Source organism: Propioniciclava tarda (assembly GCF_900182665.1).
GTDB lineage: Bacteria > Actinomycetota > Actinomycetes > Propionibacteriales > Propionibacteriaceae > Propioniciclava > Propioniciclava tarda.
Genome location: NZ_FXTL01000005.1, coordinates 64,147 through 82,359, shown reverse-complemented (window position 1 = coordinate 82,359; position 18,213 = coordinate 64,147). Strand labels below are relative to the sequence as shown.

Genomic DNA, 18,213 nt, shown 5'->3' with positions numbered 1-18,213 from the left:
GCAGGGCTAGCCGATCACTCGGTGCCGGCGGCCACCTGAGGAGTATCGCCGTCGCGGCCACCGCGTCCGCGGCCACCGCGGCGCCGCCGACGACGACGGGTGGCCTCGGGGCTGTCGGACGCCTCGGCCGCCTGACCCTCGGCCGCCTGATCGGCCGCCGGACCGTGCTCGCCCTTGTGGTGCTTCTTGCCGTGGTGCTCGCCCTTGACGGGCGCTTCGGGGGCGGGCGCGTCGGCGTCCGCTGCGACGCCGTTGCGCAGGCGACGGCGGGTGCGCTCGCGCGCCGGACGCTCCTCGCGCTTGCGCTCCTTGTGGTCGCCGTGGCGGCCGCTCGGGCGGTCCTCGCGCACCTTGGGCGTCGAGCCGGGGACGCGTCCCCGCGTGCCCTCGGGGATCTGGAGGTCGGCATACAGGTGGGCCGAACTCGAGTAGGTCTCGGGGATCGTCTCGAAGTCGAGCTCCAACGCCTTGTTGATCACGCGCCACCGGGTGACGTCGGCCCAGTCGACCAGCGTGACGGCGACGCCCTTGCGGCCGGCGCGGCCGGTGCGCCCGATGCGGTGGACGTAGGTCTTTTCGTCGTCCGGACACTCGTAGTTGACGACGTGCGTGATGCCGGCGACGTCGATGCCGCGGGCGGCGACGTCCGTGGCCACCAGGACCTGGATCTTGTCGTCGCGGAACTTCTTCAGAGCCTTCTCGCGCAGCACCTGGGACAGGTCGCCATGAATGGACGCCGCCGCGAAGCCGCGGTCCTCGAGCTCGTCGGAGAGCCGCTGCGCGGCCCGCTTCGTCCGGGTGAAGACCATCACCTTACCGACGCCCTCGGCCTGCAGGAGGCGTCCGACGATCTCGGGCTTGTCCAGGTCGTGCGCCTGGTAGATGAACTGGGTGGTGTCCGGGACCGTCGCCTTGGCGTCGTGGGCCTCCGCGCGGATGTTGACCGGCTGGTCCAGGTGCATGCGGGAGAGCCCGACCACGGCGGCCGGCATGGTGGCCGAGAACAGCATCGTCTGGCGGCTCTTGGGGGTCTTGGCGATCAGCCGCTCGACGTCGGGCAGGAAGCCGAGGTCGAGCATCTCGTCCGCCTCGTCCAGCACGAGCTCGCGGACGTGGGAAAGGTCCAGGTCGCGGCGCTGCACCAGGTCAAGGAGCCGCCCCGGCGTCCCGACGACGATGTCGACACCGGAGCGGAGGGCGTCCAGCTGCGGCTCGTAGCCGACTCCGCCGTAGACGGTCAGGACGCGCGCCTTGCGGATCGCGCCGGCGACCTCAAGGTCCTTGGCGACCTGCAAGGCGAGCTCGCGCGTCGGCGTCATGATGAGCGCCTGCGGCTTGCCCGGATGCTTGAGGGCGGCGAAGTCGTCGTCGCCCTCGATCGTCACGCGCTGCAGCACCGTGATGCCGAACGCGAGGGTCTTGCCGGTGCCCGTGCGGGCCTGTCCGATCATGTCGGTGCCGACCAGAGAGATCGGGATGGACAGGGCCTGGATCGGGAAGGGGTGGACGATGCCGACCTCAGCGAGGGCGGCGGTGATGTCGGGGTGAACTCCGAGGTCGGAAAAGGTCTGCTTTTCGTCTGCCTGCGGCAGGGTGTTCTCAGTCAGCGTGATGCCTTTGCTCTCGCCGGCTCGCGAGAACCGGCCATGGGACCTAGGCGACCGCAGCGCCGACGGGGCGCGATCGCGAGACGCACGGAACTGCGCGTCGGCCCACTCTACTGCCCCGGACTAGACGACGCCGAATCCCACCGGACGCACGTGCTCGGTGCCGAGGTCCACGTAGGCGATGGTGCTCGCGGGGATCAGGATCGCTCGGCCCTTGTCGTCGGTGAGGCGCAGCAGCCCGCCGGACGCCAGGGCCTCGGTCAGTCCCTGCTCGACGGCGATCGCGGTCTCCGGGGTCTCGATGACGAGTTCGCGCTGCACGTGCTTGATGCCGACCTTGACTTCCATAGCTCCTCCTAGAACGGGTTCGGGCTCACTCTAGCCAGCCCCGCCCAAGGGTCAGGGAGGGCGGGGACGCCGAGCAGGCTCGCAGGGTCGGCACGCAGAACGGGCAGGCAGAAGGGGACGCAGAACGGGCCCGCCGAAGCGGGCCCGTTCGGAGTGACTCAACGGGGTGGAGAGTCGGGGTGATCGTGGGTGATATCAGCTCAGCGGCCGGACATGGTCGGCCTGCGGGCCCTTCTGACCGTCAACGATGTCGAACTCGACCAACTGGCCCTCGACGAGGGTCCGGAAACCCTGCGTCTCGATCGCCGTGTGGTGAACGAAGACATCGGTCGAGGTGCCGTCGACGGCGATGAAGCCGAAGCCCTTCTCCGCACTGAACCACTTGACGGATCCCTGCGCCATGCACTTCTCCTTACGGTAACGAAGGCCCAGCCAGGGGACCGGATGGGCCTGGAATGCTGTCGGGCGGTGAACGGACCCCGCCTGGGACGGCAGCGCTTTCACCCTTCCACACCGGCCCGACCCTCACAACAGTCCCCGCACGGGGGCCAGGGGCATCGAGAAACTGTCGGAGCCATGTGGTGGAATCGGACTCATGGCGACGTGGGATCCGGACGAGACACAGCAGCGTGTCTTGGCTCACGAGCGCGGACGCCTCCTCGTCCTGGGTGCGGCGGGCACCGGCAAGACCACGCTGCTCGTCGACTTGATGGCCCGCCGTCATCGCTCCGGACGGTCGCCTGCGCTGGCGCTGTGCCTGACCCGCCAGGCGGCGTCCGACGTGCGTGACCGGGTGACGCGGGCGTCCGGGCGGACCAGCCTGCAGCCCCAGGCGATGACCCTCCACGCCTTCTGCCTGTCCGTCCTCGGCCGGTTTTCTGACCTGGACGCCGCGCCGCGGCTCCTGACGGCGCCGGAGCAGGAGTTCCGCATCCGCGAGTTGCTGGCCGGGGGCGGCCCCGGGCTATGGCCCGAGTCGCTGGCGGACGCCGTGGGCACTCGCTCGTTCGCGCGTCAGGTCCGGGCGGCTCTGGCCCGGGCGCGGCAACTGGGGCTCGATCCGGCCGACCTGGAGGGCTTCGGCGCCCTGGCCGGCGACGTCGGCTGGGCCCGCCTGGGTGCGTTCATGGACGAGTACCTCGACATCCTGGACGCCGAGGGGGCCCTGGACTACGCCGAGCTCGTGCACCGCGTGCGCATCCTGGTCGGCCGGCCCGAGATCGCCGCGGCGATCGCGAGGGACGCGGGCGCGCTCTACGTGGACGACTACAGCGAGCTCGATCCGGCTCAGCTCGCGCTGGTGGCCGCCCTGGCCGAAGGGGCGGAGCACGTTGTGGCCTTCGCCGATCCGGACGCCGCGATCTACCGCTTCCGCGGGGCGCACCCGCGGGCGGTGACGGAGTTCGGACGACTCTTCGGCGGCGAGGTCCTGCCCCTGCGGTTCAACCACCGCTGCCCAGTCGATCTGGCGGAGCCGGCGGCGAGGGTCGCCGCCCGGCTGGGTGCGCCTGCGGTCGGCCCGGACCTCGTGGAGGCCTACCGCGGAGCCGTCCCCGTGAGTGGTCCGGGGCAGGCCGAGGCACGGACGTTCCCGGACGAGGACGCCCAGAACCGGTTCATCGCCGGCGAACTGCGGGCCGAGCACCTCGACCGGGGAACCGCGTGGGCGGACATGGCGGTGCTGGTGCGCTCCGGGCGGGGGCAGATCCCCGGCATCGCCCGGGCGCTGACCGACGCCGGCATCCCGGTCGAGGTAGCGGGCGACGAGATCGGCCTGGCCGATTCGCTCGCGGTGCGGCCCTTGCTGCTGGCCTTGGAGGTGGCGGCACGCGACGGGGGGTGTGACGCGGACGAGGCGGTCCGGTTGCTCACGTCGGGCTGGGGCGGACTGGACGCCGTCTCCATCCGGGTGCTCGGTCGGGTGCTGCGGGCGGCTGCGTCGGCGTCCGGGCGGGCGACGTCAGGACGAACCTCGGGTGACCTGATCGCCCAGGTGTTGAGCGGGGGCGACCTCCCTGATACGAGCGATCCGGGGGCGTCCGAGGTCCTGGCCCAGGTCGGTCAGCGTCGCGACGCGCTGGCGCAGGCTCGGGCGGCGATCGACGCCGGGCGGCGGCCCGACGAGGTGCTGTGGCTGCTCTGGGGCGCGACCCCATGGGCCGAGCACCTGCGGTCGACGGCGCTCTCCGGCTCGGACGCCGCGCCCCGCGCCAATCGCGACCTCGACGCCGTGATCGCGCTGTTCGACCTGGCGCGGGAGTCGTCCGCGCCGACCGGCGCGGCCGGGGTCCGGGCGTTCTTGGCCGAGGTGGCCGCGCAGCAGATTCCGGCCGACTTCGAGCGTGAGTCCGCGGTGCGCGGACGAGGCGTCCGGGTGCTGACCGCCCACCGGGCCAAGGGTCGCCAGTGGCCCGTCGTCGTGGTGGCGGGCGTCCAGGAGGGCATCTGGCCGGACGTGCGCCGCCGCGGCTCGCTGTTTGATCCGCAGCGACTGACGAACAGCGGACTGGCCGACGGCGTCGCGACCCGTGACCTGGTGGCGGGGGAGCGTCGCCTCTTCCTGCTCGCCCTGACGCGGGCGTCTCGGCGGCTGCTCGTGACCGCGGTGTCGGGCGTCGAGGGCGAGGCGAACCAGCCGTCCCGGTTCGTCGACGAACTCGGGCTCACCGTCCGCCACGTCCTGGCCCCGCCGCCTCGGCTGCACACGCTCCGAGCGCTGGTGGCGTCGCTCCGGGCCACCGCCATGGATGCCGAGGTCAGCCCCGAACTACGGCAGGCCGCCACCGTGCGACTGGCGCGGCTGGCGTCCGAAGTCGACGGCCACGGGCGCCCCTTGGCGCCGGATGCCGACCCCGAGCGGTGGTGGGGCGTCCGCACGGTCACTGGAGTCACGGCGCCGCGCCGACCTGAGCGGCTAGTGCTGACGCCCAGCCAGCTGCAAGCGGTGCTGGCCTGTCCACGGCAGTACTTCTTGTCGCGCGAGGTCAAGGCCGATCCGCCCCGGTCCAGTTCGGCGCTGTTGGGGTCGGTCATCCACGCGCTGGCCGAGCACGCGCTGTCGGAGGGGCTCACGGCCGACAACGCGCTCGACTACCTGGATCGGGTGTGGGACGACATCCCCTTTCCTGCGCCGTGGTTCAGCCAGTCGGAGCGGGCCGCGGCCGAGGCGGCGGTCATGCGGTTCATGGGCTGGCAGGCGGCGCACGACCATGCCGACGTGCTCGGGGTCGAGGTGCCGTTCGAGGCCGACGTCGAGGTCGACGGCGCGACCGTCACGCTGATGGGCTCGGTCGATCGGCTCGAGCGGGACTCGTCCGGCAAGCTGCGCATTATCGACTTCAAGTCCGCGCGGGCGTTGCCGACGCAGGCCGAGGCGGCGGCGTCCGAGCAGTTGGGGGTCTACCAACTGGCGGCGGACGCCGGCGCCTTCGATGCGCTGGCGCCGTCGACCGGCAGCGCCGGAGCGCAGCTGGTCTTCTTGCGGCACGGCGAGGACGATGCGCCGAAGGTACTCAGCCAGGACGCCCTCGGCGCCCGTCCGCACCTCAGCGACGATCCGGAGGAGCTGGCCTACCCGACCTGGGTGCATCACCGCATTGCGCAAGCGCGTCAGGTGCTGGTGTCGGGCCGCTTCGACGCGACCCCGGGCGGGGCGTGTCGCTGGTGCTCCTTCGCGTCGAGCTGCCCGGCCACGTCGGGGCAGGTGATCACGTGAGGCGCCTGAGGTTCGCCCGCGAGCTTTGCGACGCGCTGGGGATCGAGTTCAGCAGCCAACAGCTGGACGCGATCACGGCGCCCCTCGAACCGGGGGTCGTGATCGCCGGCGCGGGGTCCGGCAAGACGACGGTGATGGCAGCCCGGGTGGTGTGGCTGGTGGGCACGGGACAGGTCCGGCCCGAGCAGGTGCTGGGGCTGACGTTCACGCGCAAGGCCGCTGCCGAGCTCTCGACCAGGGTGCGGGCGGCGCTCCAGCGGGCGGGCGCCGTGGACGCGTCCGGGGTGGACGACGCCGGCGAGCAGCTGATCATGACGTACGACGCGTTCGCGGCGCGGCTGGTCAACGATCACGGGCTGCGGGTGGGCGTCGAGCCGGACGCGCGCATGATCACGGGCGCGGCGCGGTTCCGGCTGGCGTCGCGGGTGGTGGCGGCGGCCCCCGGACCCTTCCGGCACCTGGCCAGGCTGAAGCCCGACTCGGTGACCGAGCAGGTCCTGCGTCTGGACGCCGACCTCACGTCCCACCTGGCCGAGGTCGACGACGTGTGCGCGGAGTCTGCGGCGTTCGTGGCCGAGGCGTACTCGGCGCCCACGAACAACCGACGGCAGATGTTCGCGTCGCTGCGGGACGCCGCGGCGCGGGCGTCCGAGCGGGTCGAGCTGGCGGGCCTGGTCGAGAACTTCCAGGCGCTGAAGCGCGACCTGGGCGCCGTCGAGTTCGCAGACCAGATGGCCGTCGCCGCCCGCCTGGCGCGCGACGTACCGGACGTGTCGGCGGCGCTGCGCGAGCAGTTCACGGTCGTGCTGCTGGACGAGTACCAGGACACGTCGTCCGCCCAGGCGGAGCTCCTGCGAGCCCTGTTCTCCGGCGCTACGCCCCAGGAGGGGAGGGGGCACCCGGTCACGGCCGTGGGCGATCCGTGCCAGGCCATCTACGGGTGGCGCGGCGCGGCGGCGTCCAACATCATCACGTTCCCGGCCAGCTTCCCGCGCGCCGACGGCGAGCCGGCGCTCGCCTATCCGCTGACCGTGAACCGGCGCTCGGGTCAGGTCATCCTGGACGCGGCGAACGCGCTGGCGGCGTCCCTGCGCAGCGATCCTGAGCTGCGGTGGGACGGCATCGACGTAGACCTGGTCGCCCCGGACGGGACGCCACCGGGCGAGATCACGGCGGCGACGTTCGACACCCAGCACGGCGAGGTCGCCTGGGTGGCGGACCGCATCGTGGCGTCCCACGACAGCGCGCTCGTCCCCAGCTGGCGCGACATCGCGGTGCTGACGCGGCGGAACTCGACGATCCGGCCCCTCTACGCGGCGCTGGTCGCCCGGGGCGTGCCCGTCGAGATCGTCGGGCTGGACGGGCTGCTCGAGGTGCCCGAGGTCGCCGACGTCGTCGCCATGCTCCGGGTGCTCGGTGACGTGACGGCCAACCCGGACGTGGTCCGGGTGCTGACTGGTCCGCGCTGGGCGCTGGGTCCGGCCGACCTCGGTCAGCTCGGCCGGCGCGCGGCGGAGCTGTCGGGGCTCGCCCGACCCGACGGGGGTGACTTCGCCGACGAGGTCGCCGCCACGCTCGCCCAGGCCGAGTCGGCAGCCATCGTGTCCCTCGCCGAGGCGCTGGAGAGCCCGGGCGAGCGCCCCTACTCGGACGAGGGCCTGCGCCGCATCCAGGCCTGCGCCCTTGAACTGCGTTCGTTGAGGCGCCACGTCGGCGAGCCCGTCACTGATCTCGTCCGCCGGGTGATCGCCGCGCTGGGCCTCGAGGTGGAGCTCGCCGTCCGAGCCGCCGCGTCGCCCGCGGACCACGGCGCCCGGCAGTTGCACGCCTTCGTCGCGGCGGTGGCCGCCTACGTCGACGTGGACGGCGACGGCTCGCTGCCGGGGCTGCTGGCCTACCTGCGCGCGGAGGCCGAGCACGGCGCCGGGCTCGAGCAAGCAGTGGTGTCCCACGACGACTCCGTCAAGCTGATGACCATCCACAAGGCCAAGGGCTTGGAGTGGGAGCTGGTCTTCCTGCCCTCCCTCGCCGAGGGGGTCTTCCCCGGCGGTCGCGTGACCGACAACTGGCTGAGGAACGCCGGCGTCCTGCCGGCGCCGCTGCGGGGTGACGCGGCGTCGGTGCCTCAGCTGGCCGAGGTGAGCGATTCGGCGACGAAGGCCTACGACGCTGCCTTGCGTGACGAGCTTCGGCGCGGGGACGACCGGCTCGCCTACGTCGCCGTGACCCGCGCGCGTCAACACCTGGTGGCCACCACCCACACCTGGGCGCCGGGGCTGTCCAAGCCGCGCGCCGTGTCGCCTTACCTCGTGACGCTGGCGTCCTTCGGCGAGCTGGCCGTGTGCGAGCAGCCGTCGGCCACCAACCCGTCCGAGGGCGGAGGAGGCCTGGTGCCCTGGCCGGCGCCCGTCGACCAGGCGGCCTACGCGCGTCGGCGGGAGGTTGCCGACGAGATCGGACGCCTCCGCGACGCCTACGCCCTCTCGGGGGTCATGCCCGAGGACCGGGTCGCGACGCTCGACGAGGCGTCCAGGGTGGCCGAATGGGACGCTGCGGCCGACCGACTGCTGGCCGAGGCCAGGGCATCCAGAAGCGGTCGCCCGCCGCTCAGCCTGCCGCCGTACCTCTCGGCCACCGCCCTGCTGGCCCTCGATGCGGACGCCGAGGGTTACCTGAGCGAACTTGCGAGGCCGATGCCGGCGCGTCCGGTGCGATCGTCGAGGGTTGGTGAGGCGTTCCACGCCTGGATCGAGCGCCGGTTCCTGACGGCCCCCAGCCTCCTCGGGCGCGAGGACGACGCTGACGGAGAGGGCGCTGACGCGGCGCTGAAGGTGTTGATCGACACGTTCCTGGCGGGACGCTTCGCCGACCGGACGCCCCAGGCGATCGAGGTTCCGTTCACCCTCTTCCTCGGCGGGCAGGTGGTGCGCGGACGGATCGACGCGGTGTACGAGCAGCAACCCGGTCCCGAGGGCCGCTGGCTGCTCATCGACTGGAAGACCGGGTCCGGGCGCCGGGCGAATCCGCTGCAGCTGGCGATCTACCGACTGGCCTGGGCCGAGTTGATGGGCGTCGAGATCGATCGGATCGAGGCGGCGTTCTACGACGTCCGGCACGACGAGCTGATCTACCCCGCGTCCCTGCCCGACCGGGCCGGGCTGGAAGCCGAGGTGACCAGGCTCGTCGCGGCGCATTAGGTTGGCCGCCATGGAGCTGTGGGTGCCCGGAAGCGAGTTGGACCGCGTCGGCGACGACCGCATCCATCCCGAGTGGGTCGAGGGCCTCTGGGACGCCGACGGCGCGCGTCTGCTGCGGGTCGGCTCCGCTGGTCGCCTGCCGCTGGACGGTTCGGGAGGCCTGCGATTCGACCGCACGTCCGGCGCGTTCGACGGGCAGCGGCATCTGCTGGTCGGACTGGTGAACGGTGTCGGGGTCTTTGCCCTGGACGCCGAGCCCGACGAGCCGACGGCGTCCGGGCGGTTCGGCATGGTCACGCTGGGCGAGACCGACAAGGACATCGCCGTCACCGCCCTGGCGCTCGTGAACTGGCACCGCGTGGCGCCCCACTGCGGCGTGTGCGGGGGCGACACGCTCGTCGGCGCCGCCGGGCATGTGCGGCATTGCCCGTCGTGTCGGCGCGATCGCTTCCCGCGGACCGATCCCGCGGTCATCACGGCGATCCTGGACGCCAACGACCGTCTCTTGCTGGCGCACAACACCGCCTGGGACGCCAACCGGATGTCCCTCGTCGCCGGCTTCGTCGACGCGGGCGAGTCGCTGGAGGCGTGCGTCCGTCGAGAGGCGTTCGAGGAGGTCGGGGTCCGGGTGGGGGAGGTCCGCTACGTGTCGAGTCAGCCGTGGCCCTTTCCGCGGTCGCTGATGCTCGGCTTCGTCGCGCGGGCCGAGTCGTCCTACATCACCGTCGACGGCCTCGAGATCGACCGGGCCGCCTTCCTGACCCGCGACGAGTATGAGCAGCTGCTCGCCGATGGGCGCCTGGTCGCGCCCGGATCGGTGTCCATCGCGGCAGCCCTCATCGGACTCTGGCGTCGCGGTGAGTTGAGCGTTTAGCTCGCCAACGGGCCTTCTCGCGGCGGTTCGGATGTGAACCGCGGCTCATGCCCACCCCGCGGGACTCATCTCGCGCTCCATTGCGGGTGACGCACCGCGTTCAGCGTGTCAAACAAGCAGGACGCCGACAGCACGGGGGCCGAGCTTCGTACCGTTTGCCAAGGTACGAACCCCGGCGAGGGTCACCAACCTCGGCCGCGTGCCTTGGCGGCGGCGTGGGCGACGTTGCGTCAGGCGTCCAGTCGTGGACGCAGCCCGCTCGTGCGCGCGGCGGGACGGGCGATGGCCGCGCGGATGGCGTCCTCGGTGCCGACGATGAGCACGCTGTCGGACGCTCGAGTGACCGCCGTGTAGAGCAGCTCGCGCGTGAGCAGCGGGGAGCCGACGGGCGGCAGGACCACGCTCACCTGCTTGAACTGGCTGCCCTGGCTCTTGTGGATCGTCATGGCGTGCACGGACGTCAGCCCGTCGAGCACGTATGGCGAGAAGCGGCGCGGCCCGGAGCCCGTGGCGAACACCGCTTCCGGCGAGCCACCCGTGTCGAGGACGACCCCCGTGTCGCCGTTGAACAGGCCCACATCGGACGCGTTCCGCGTCATCAGCAGGGGGCGTCCGATATAGAACTCGCCCCCCTGGCCGTAGCCGGGAAGGTCCTCGGTGAGCCAGGTGGTGACCGTGCGCGACCAGGCCTGGACGCCGAACGGACCTCGGCGGTGCGCGCACAGCAGGCGATGGCGATCCAGCATCGTCAAGGCCAGCTGGTCGTCGCCTCGAGCCGCGGCCTCGAAGAGTCTCGACCCCGCGTCCACGCAGCGCTCGCGCAGCACGTCGGTCGCGTCGTTCGGTGCGACGAGCCTTACGGCCTCGCTGTCGGTCAGCACCGCGATCGCCGCGTCGGCGTCCGAGTCCCGAATGGCCGTCGCCAGCGACTGGATGTCGCCCGAGAACCGGAAGTTGTGGCGAAGCGGAACCACCACCTGCGCCAAGCGGCTCGCCTGGGTCAGGTCGGCAAGCACGGCGCCCGCCTCGACGGACGCGAGCTGATCGGGGTCGCCGACGAGCACCAGGCGCGCCCCCGGCTTGAGGGCCGACAACAAGCGGGCCATGAGCGTCATCGAAACCATCGACAGTTCGTCGACGATCACGACGTCGTGCGGCAGCGGGTTGGTCGGATCATGCTTGAAGCGGGTTCTCGACCCCGCCTTCCAGCCGAGCAGCCGGTGCAGGGTCGACGCCGACGCGTCCAGGCCCTCGGCCCGCAGCGACTCGGTCATCCGCGCTGCGGCCTTGCCGGTCGGCGCGGCCAAGGCGACCAACGCAGGGGCGTGTCCGGCGGTGAAGGCGCGCACGATCCTCGCGATGACCTGCGTCTTCCCGGTGCCCGGTCCGCCCGCGATGATCGTCAGGCCGGACGTCAGGGCGAGCCGCAGGGCGGCGTCCTGCTGGGCGGCCCTCGGATCGCCCGACGAGACCTCGGGGACGACGCCCAGCGGCGCATCCGAGGCGAGCAGGCGCTCCAGGATCCGGCTCCGGACGGCCTCCTGGTCCCGCCAGTAGCGCTCCAGGTAGAGCAGCCCGTGAGCGAGCCGGAGGGGTCGAACCGGCCCGTCCGTCCCGTCGCCGACCGTGACGATCGGGCTGGCTTCGAGCGCAGCCAACCAGCCGTTCGGCTCGGGCCAGTCCTGAGCGGGAACCGCCGGCGCGGCCTCGTCGGACGCCGCCCCGTCGAGCCGCTCCCATTGCGCGGCCGTCTGGGGGGCGGACGCGATCTCGATGCACAAGGACCCGGACCGCAGAGCCCGCACCGCCAGCGCCGCCGCCAACCGGACGCGTTCGTCCGACTCGCCGTACAGGAAGCAGAGATGCAGGGCCGGATGCACGTCCGCCCAGCCCAGCAGCCCGTGCTCGCTGAACGTCTTCAGCAAGCCGGACGCCGACACGGCGATGTCGGTCATCGTCGGCCCCCCGCCAGCAGCTGGGACACCGCGATGACCAAATCGGGGCTGGGCCGCCACGAGAAGACACCGGTCGGATGGCCGTCGATGATGGGCGTGGCCGGACCCGCCATGCCCCGGACGAAGAGGTAGGCCGACCCGGCAAGGTGCCGCTTTGGGTCGTAGCCCTTCTGCCTCCGCGCCAGGAACCGATGCAGGGCGACCGAGTAGAGCAGGGCCTGGAGGGGGTAATGGCTCGCCATCATCGCCTCCGCCATGGCGGGTCGGGTGTAGTGGCCGAGGGTGAGCTCACTGGGAGCGACGCCGGCGGCGCCGAGACGGTTCGTCTTGTAGTCGACGATGAGGTGGCCGCCGCCGGGCAGCCGCAGCACGGCATCGATCGAGCCGGTCAGGAACCCGTGCAGCCGCTGCTCCGTCAACGTCGGCCCGCTGAGGCGGGCGGGGTAGGCGGCCAACACGTCGTCCGCGGGCAGGTGTGCCGCCAGCAAGGACGCCACGTCCGCGAGGGTCGCCTCCGGCGCGTCCAGCGCGAACTCGAAGACGAACTCGCTCAGCCGGTCGGGCGGTGCGAAGGACCGCAGCGTCGTGTGCTCGGCGAGCGGCCCTAGGGGGGTCTCGAGCGTCGGTGCCATCGCGTCGGCGAGGCTGACGGCGTCCACGCCTTCGATCGGCCACCGTCTCAGCGCGCGCCTCACCTCGTCCAGCAGGCCCGCGCGCCAGCCATCACCCGTCGCGTCGAACGATTCGTAGACCGCATGCACCAAGGTGCCGAACGCGGCGCCGCCGGGCAGCTCAGCCATGGGCGAGGGAGTGGCGAGGCCACGGTCGGCGTCCACCGCGATCGGCTCCGTCGGCTCGTCCGCCACGATGCCGGAGTCGACCAGGTGGGCTGCCGCCGTGAGGCCGGAGTAGGACGTTCTCCGCCACTGCTGGTCGATCTGCCTGGTCCACTCGCGGCGGCGCAGGGACGCCGCGGCGGGAGCTGCGATGCCGGCCGGTACCGGCGGCGTCTCTGGCGCCGCCACGACCGCGATGCCGGACGCCGCGAGGGCGGGCTTCGTGAACGGCGAGCCGCCCCCGGGCTCGGCGCGCGTGTCGTAGGCCACGGCGGGACGCCGGGGGGCAGCGGCGTCATGGTCGGCGTGGACGAGGCGGTGGAGGGGCGACCGGGCCACATCCCAGTGATTGGCCCACCACGCGACGACGTGCGATTCCGCGCGGGTGAGCCCCACGTAGAGCGCGCGCAACGACTCGTCGGCGTCGTCCGTGCGCTGCGCGAGCCAGCGCTTGTCTCGCCCGGGGCCGGCGAGGCCGCCGACGTCCAGCTCGCGTCCGTCCGCGCTGGGCAGGACGATCTTCGCCCCCGTATCGCGTTCGGCCAGGTAGTCGCGGGACGCCTCCGGGAGCAGCACGACTGGGAACTGCAGGCCCTTGGCGCGATGGATGGTCATGATGTGCACCGCGGCGTCGTCCGTCTCGAGACGTCGGGTCCGCTCGGACGAGGCCGTCGCCTCGCTCATCGAGGACGTCAACCAGGCGAGCAACTCGCGCGGCAGGGAGCGGCCCAGAGCCAGGCTCTGGTGGTGCAGCAGTTCCACGATGTGGCGGTGGTCCGTGACGAAACGCTCCCCTAGGTCGACCGACAGAAGGCGTCCGATCATGCCGCTGTCTCGATCGATCGCGGCCCACAGCGCCGGCACCCCTTGCTGGCGGACGATCCGTCCCCAGCCGTGCAGCCACTGCGACCACCTCGCCCACTGGGCATCGTCCGCGGTCGCCAGTTGGGCGACGGAGCCGCCCACGAAGTTCGTCAGGATGGCCCGCTGGACGAACGGACGCCGCGGCTGGTCCAGCGCGGCGAGCAGCGCCACCCAGTCGGCGGCGGCGTCCGAGGCGAAGACGCTGTTGGTGCCGCTGAACGTGGCGGGGATCCCGGCCTCGGTCAGGGCCGCGGCGAGCGCAGCGCCTCGGCCGTTCGAGCGGACCAGCACGGCGATCTCGGACGCGAGCAGCGGTCGCCCGCCGCGATGCGCCAGCGGAGCCTCCGGTCCCAGGAGCGTCCCGACGACGCCCACCAGGTCGTCGGAGATCGCGCGCGCCGCGACCCAGGGCGACACCGGCTCCTCGGACTCGACGACCCGCAGTTGCACGCCGGACGCCCACGGCGACCCCGGCGCGGCCGCGAGGCGCGGCTTGTCGTGATGGGCGGCGATGGGTGGGACGTCGATGGCGTCCCCCAGGAGGACGCCCGCGAAGAGTGCCGACACGGCGTCCACGACCGCCGCGTCGGCGCGGTAGTTCTTGGTGAGCGTGTGTCGGGTGGCCGCTGCGTTGGCCGCCGCCGAGTACGTGTGCACATCGGCGCCCCGGAAGGCGTAGATGGCTTGCTTGGGATCCCCGATCAGCACCAGGGCGCCGTCGTCGTCGTGGCCGAAGGCGGAGCGCAGGATCTGCCACTGCACCGGATCGGTGTCCTGGAACTCGTCCACCAAAACCACCGGAAACCGCCGCCGCAGCCGCTCGCGAGCCCGCTGCCCGAGGTCGGGGTCCAGCAGGGCTCGGCGGAGTCGGGTCAGCTGGTCGTCGAACGAGAAGAGGCGGCGCTGACGCATCCGGTCGGCCACGACGTCGCGCACCTCGCCCGCGAACGCGACGCGCTCCGCGACGCGTCCGTCGGCATCAGCGGGGCTGAGGGAGGCGTCCAGGGTGACGGCGTCGCGAGCGATGTCGCGCGCGCCCGGCTCCTCGTCCTTGACCGTCTGCCAGCGAAACGGCGGCCTGCGGGCGTCGAAGGCGTAGCGGCGCAGGTAGACGTCGGAAGCGGCCTCGTCGGCGAGTGGCAGCAGGTCGTCGATCAGGCGCGACTGGGGTTCTTGGGGCGCGAGCACCCCCAGGCCGCGGAGCATGCCGTGGCAGAACTCGTGGGTGGTCATGATCGTCGCCTGATCGAAGCGGTCGAGCGCGGCTCGAAGGCGGTCCAGGCGCGCTTCGACCTCGGCGAACGAGCCGTTCGTCAGCAGGTGGTCGACGTCGTCAGCGGGCGGCGTCCCGTCGGCTAGGAAACGGGCGAGGGCGGCGGTCGAGTCGACGAGCCGTTCGCGGACGCGAGAGCGCAGCTCGGCGGTCGCCGCGCGGGAGAAGGTGACGAGGAGGAGGTCGCCGATCGAGGCTCGACTCTCGGCCAGGAACCGCGTCGCCAGGGCCGCGATCGCGTAGGTCTTGCCCGTCCCGGCGGACGCCTCCAGCACCGTGGTGCCCCGGGGCAGCGGGTCGACGATCGAGAACGGACGCATCATCGCTCGGCCCTCACGATCGGCCGCCATACCACGGCCGCGAGGCTGCCCAGGAGGCTCTTCTCGCCAGCTCGGCTCCAGGGGCTGCCCGAGGCCGGCTCGTCCCACGGCTTGCGTCCGGACGGCAGGACGGCGTCCCACACCGCGTCGCGGTCCCACGACCACTGCTTGTTGAGGTCGCGGTCGGCCAGGGGATCGCCGTTGCGCGCCCGGCTCTCGGCCCACAGGCGTCCGACCCGGGGCGGCAGGGGGAGGATCCGCTCCCGTCCGTGAACCGCCAGCGCCACCAGCTCGGCGAGGTACTCGCGCGCGGCGTCCGGGCCGGGGGCCGTCAGTCGACGTCGCCGTCCGCCGCCGAGGAGGACGGCGTCCACGGGCTGCTCCGTCACGATCGTGGCCGCCAAAAGGTCCACCCACGCCGAGACGATCGTGCGCGGGGACACCCGAGAGAAGGACGCCGTGAGCGCCACGTCGCCGCGGACGGCGACGCGTCCCGTGACGCGCACCCCCTCGAACGTCTCGTCCAGCGCGACGAAGCGCGGCGCGGTCGCCAGATACGGCTCGGCGTCGCCCGCCGTGGTCACGGCCGTCCGGCTGACGTCGTCCAGCAGGCGCGTCCCCAACTCCCCCGGGGGCAGCGCTCCTCTGAGCCGTTCGGCATGCCTCGCGGTCTCGAGCGGACGCCCCTGGATCAGCTGCCCCAGGAGCCGGTCACCGATCTGCCAGCGCGCGAGGGCGTCCAGTTCGATCGGCAGCTCCTCGGACGCCGCCTCCTCATCGCCGATCGTGAGCCCCGCACGCTCGCGCAGGAAGGACCGAGCCGGGTGCTGCAAGAACGACCTGAGCTGGTCGAGGTCGAGGGTCGTGACCGGCTCGGACAGCGGCAGGTGGCCGACGTCGAAGCGCCCGGTGACGCGTCGGCGACGCGGCGCCGTCAGGGCGCGCGCACCCCGGAGGGCCGCGCCGTCGAAGCTCAGCGGCACGGGCCCGAAGAGAGACGGGGAGAAAGGTTGCAGGGGCTCTTGCCGGACGAGCCACTCCGCCTGCGGGTCGGCCGTGGCGGTCGCGGCTTCGATGAGTTCGATGACGCCGGCCGGGGCCGGACGCGACTCCAACGTGTGACTCGACCAGCCCTGGTAGATCACCACGAGCCGGTCCTGGGCGGCGCAGATCGCGTCGAGGACGGCTTGCCTGTCATCGCGTCCCGGATCCGGATCACCCGGGATCGGGGCCGCCGCCACGAGGTCATCGCCGTCGGGCAGGCCCCGCCGCGGAAACGTGCGCTCGTCCAGACCGACCAGGCAGACCACCCGGTGCGGCACCTGGGCCAGCGCCCGGAGGTCGCACACCACCAGCGACCCGTCCCCGAACGACGGGCGCGCGGCGCGTCCGTCGAACTCGGCGTCGAGCAGGGCCAACGCGTCGGCGGCGCCGAGGACGGCGGGGGAGCCCGCGCTGCGCCGCTCGACGACGTCGAGCACGCTCCAGAACTGCGCGAGCTGCCACGAGTCCTCGAAGCCCACGTCGGTCAGCTGCTCGACGATCGTGCGGAAGTGCTGCACCCAGCGGGACGCCGTCGCGCGCTCCGGACGCGCCACCAGGCGCGAGAGGCGGCTCACCAGCTCGGCCAGACTGCCCAGTAGCTCGACGTCGGAGGAGTCCACATCGTCCACGGGCGAGATCACGCCGGCGGCGGCGAACTCGTCATCGCCGAGGGCCTCGCCGAGGAGAAGCCTCTGGACGCCGACCTGCCAGGTGCCTTGTCGGACGTCCGGGATGCCGAACCGCCCCCGGTGCGCCGCGTTCAGCCCCCACCGGATGCCCGCCTGCTCGATGAGCGCGCCGAGCCGTTCCGTGTCGTCGTCGGCGAAGCCGAAGCGGCGGGCGACGAAGGGCTGGCCGGCCAGCGCGAGGAGCTGGGCGGCGCGCGCCCGCGTCGTGTCGAGCTGCGTCACCTCCCGCACCAGTCGGTGCAGGGCGTTGGGTTGGGCGCCTCCCGCCACCTTCAACCGGAAACCGGGCGCCGGGTGCGCCTGTTCGTCGCCGGTGAAGACCGCCTGCAGATACGGCGTCAGCAGCGCTGGGTCAGGGCAGGCGACCACCATGTCGCGCGGCTCCAGCGAGGGGTCGTCCGCCAGCAGACCTGCCAGTGCGTCGCGTAGGACCTCGGCCTGCCGATCCAGACCGTGGCTGGACCGCACATCGATCGTCCGGTCGTCGCCGAGCCCGGACCTGACCCGCGGCACGCGCCCGTCGGCTAGGTCCTGCTGAACGGCCCCCAACAGCGTGCCTGGACGCGACCTAGCCTCCAGGTGGACGACCGATGCTGCCTGCGCCTGAAGCAGGGCCGCCGTCTCTGCGCCGCGCGTGCCCAGCCGTTTGCTGAGCGGGTTCACCGAGTCGGCCGGACCGGCCACGTGCAGCCACGCGGAGATCCTCCGTTCGGACGCCACCGCGGCGAGCAGCTCCGCCGTCGGCGCCGTGAGGGCACGGGGGCAGAAGAGCGCCACCCCGGGGGCGTCCAGCTGCCGTCGGCCCGCCAGCAGGTCGGCGATGAGCCCCTGACGGCGCTCGACCGGATCGGGCCCCGCGACCACGGAGTGCAGGTTCCGCCAGAGCACGGCCTGCCACGCATCGAAGCCGAGCCCCAGGTCGTCCACGGCGTCGGCGTCCGACCAACGAAGCAGCAGGTCGGGACGGAGCCGGGCGTAGCGGTCCAGCAGGGACGCCACGCGGGAAGCGTTGGCGTAGCGCTGATCGGACGCCGCGAGGTGGTGCCGCAGCGGCTCCAGCCCCGGGGTATGGGCCTCGGCGAGCGCCAGCACGTGCCACACGAGCCGCTGGGGCGCCCACGGGTCGTCTGCGGGATCGAGCCCCGACACGATCTCGTCGAGCCGTGACAGCGGCTCGAACCGGACGCCGGCGCAGATGCCCTCGCCGGCGGCGCCTGTCTCACGGGCGATCCGCTGGGACAGCCACCGCTGCATCCCGGCCCCAGGCGTGAGCACCAGCGGGGCCTCAAAAGGATCGGCGTCCAACTCGGTCAGCCACGTGACCAGCCCGGACGCCAGCGCGCGGACGTCGGTGCTCTTCACGAGGTGGAGACCGGTCGAGTTCATGATGCGGCCACCCTATTGCGGCGGGCTGACAGTTTCTGCGCGGGCCGCCGACCCTGTGGATATCGACCACCCGACCCGGCACCTTCCGTCGGACGCCGCCCCTAC

The 18,213-nt window shown here is 72.5% G+C and carries 9 protein-coding genes; 3 read left to right on the top strand and 6 right to left on the bottom strand.

Going from position 1 to position 18,213, the window contains the following annotated elements; translation table 11 throughout:
* Nucleotides 1–14: 14 nt before the first annotated feature.
* From FN821_RS05855 to FN821_RS05845, 3 genes are all read right to left on the bottom strand, one after another.
* Entirely contained in the window at nucleotides 15–1,451 is a 1,437-nt protein-coding gene (locus FN821_RS05855; RefSeq protein WP_483407045.1) for a DEAD/DEAH box helicase, read from the bottom strand.
* A 279-nt stretch (nucleotides 1,452–1,730) separates the two neighbouring features.
* Nucleotides 1,731–1,955 (bottom strand): DUF3107 domain-containing protein, encoded by a 225-nt coding sequence (locus tag FN821_RS05850; protein WP_131171782.1) that lies wholly within the window; start codon nucleotides 1,953–1,955, stop codon nucleotides 1,731–1,733.
* A gap of 195 nt (nucleotides 1,956–2,150) precedes the next feature.
* Nucleotides 2,151–2,357: a cold-shock protein gene (locus FN821_RS05845; protein WP_131171781.1), complete on the bottom strand. Its 207-nt coding sequence runs from the start codon at nucleotides 2,355–2,357 to the stop codon at nucleotides 2,151–2,153.
* Nucleotides 2,358–2,550: 193 nt separating this feature from the next.
* Here FN821_RS05845 and FN821_RS05840 point away from each other — a divergent pair, with 193 nt between their 5' ends.
* Genes FN821_RS05840 through nudC form a run of 3 tightly spaced genes read left to right on the top strand, consistent with a single transcriptional unit; the run spans nucleotide 2,551 to nucleotide 9,741 of the window.
* The gene (locus FN821_RS05840) at nucleotides 2,551–5,670 is read left to right on the top strand and encodes an ATP-dependent helicase (RefSeq protein WP_131171780.1); all 3,120 of its coding nucleotides are present in this window, start codon (nucleotides 2,551–2,553) and stop codon (nucleotides 5,668–5,670) included.
* Nucleotides 5,667–8,867 (top strand): ATP-dependent DNA helicase, encoded by a 3,201-nt coding sequence (locus FN821_RS05835; protein ID WP_165489275.1) that lies wholly within the window; start codon nucleotides 5,667–5,669, stop codon nucleotides 8,865–8,867. The genes FN821_RS05840 and FN821_RS05835 overlap by 4 nt, the downstream gene beginning before the upstream one ends.
* A 10-nt stretch (nucleotides 8,868–8,877) precedes the next feature.
* Complete coding sequence (gene nudC, locus FN821_RS05830; protein WP_131171778.1) at nucleotides 8,878–9,741, top strand: NAD(+) diphosphatase; 864 nt, start codon at nucleotides 8,878–8,880, stop codon at nucleotides 9,739–9,741.
* A gap of 230 nt (nucleotides 9,742–9,971) precedes the next feature.
* Here the strand turns inward: nudC and recD are convergent, their stop codons facing one another.
* Genes recD through FN821_RS05815 form a run of 3 tightly spaced genes read right to left on the bottom strand, consistent with a single transcriptional unit; the run spans nucleotide 9,972 to nucleotide 18,108 of the window.
* On the bottom strand, nucleotides 9,972–11,696 hold the full coding sequence (recD, locus tag FN821_RS05825; RefSeq protein WP_131171777.1) for an exodeoxyribonuclease V subunit alpha: 1,725 nt from the start codon (nucleotides 11,694–11,696) through the stop codon (nucleotides 9,972–9,974).
* Nucleotides 11,693–15,019 carry a UvrD-helicase domain-containing protein gene (locus tag FN821_RS05820; protein WP_131171776.1) on the bottom strand — a complete coding sequence of 1,109 codons (3,327 nt, stop codon included), beginning with the start codon at nucleotides 15,017–15,019 and terminating at the stop codon, nucleotides 11,693–11,695. Before FN821_RS05820 ends, recD begins: the two co-directional genes overlap by 4 nt.
* Entirely contained in the window at nucleotides 14,989–18,108 is a 3,120-nt protein-coding gene (locus FN821_RS05815; protein ID WP_131171775.1) for an exodeoxyribonuclease V subunit gamma, read from the bottom strand. The genes FN821_RS05820 and FN821_RS05815 overlap by 31 nt, the downstream gene beginning before the upstream one ends.
* Between the last annotated feature and the right edge of the window lie 105 nt (nucleotides 18,109–18,213).

What these genes read in the sequence shown, in the direction of transcription:
- FN821_RS05855 (WP_483407045.1), bottom strand. Translation starts at nt 1,451, where the DNA reads ATGATCGGACAGGCCCGCACGGGCACCGGCAAGACCCTCGCGTTCGGC.
- FN821_RS05850 (WP_131171782.1), bottom strand. Translation starts at nt 1,955, where the DNA reads ATGGAAGTCAAGGTCGGCATCAAGCACGTGCAGCGCGAACTCGTCATC.
- FN821_RS05845 (WP_131171781.1), bottom strand. Translation starts at nt 2,357, where the DNA reads ATGGCGCAGGGATCCGTCAAGTGGTTCAGTGCGGAGAAGGGCTTCGGC.
- FN821_RS05840 (WP_131171780.1), top strand. Translation starts at nt 2,551, where the DNA reads ATGGCGACGTGGGATCCGGACGAGACACAGCAGCGTGTCTTGGCTCAC.
- nudC (WP_131171778.1), top strand. Translation starts at nt 8,878, where the DNA reads ATGGAGCTGTGGGTGCCCGGAAGCGAGTTGGACCGCGTCGGCGACGAC.
- recD (WP_131171777.1), bottom strand. Translation starts at nt 11,696, where the DNA reads ATGACCGACATCGCCGTGTCGGCGTCCGGCTTGCTGAAGACGTTCAGC.
- FN821_RS05820 (WP_131171776.1), bottom strand. Translation starts at nt 15,019, where the DNA reads ATGGCGGCCGATCGTGAGGGCCGAGCGATGATGCGTCCGTTCTCGATC.
- FN821_RS05815 (WP_131171775.1), bottom strand. Translation starts at nt 18,108, where the DNA reads ATGAACTCGACCGGTCTCCACCTCGTGAAGAGCACCGACGTCCGCGCG.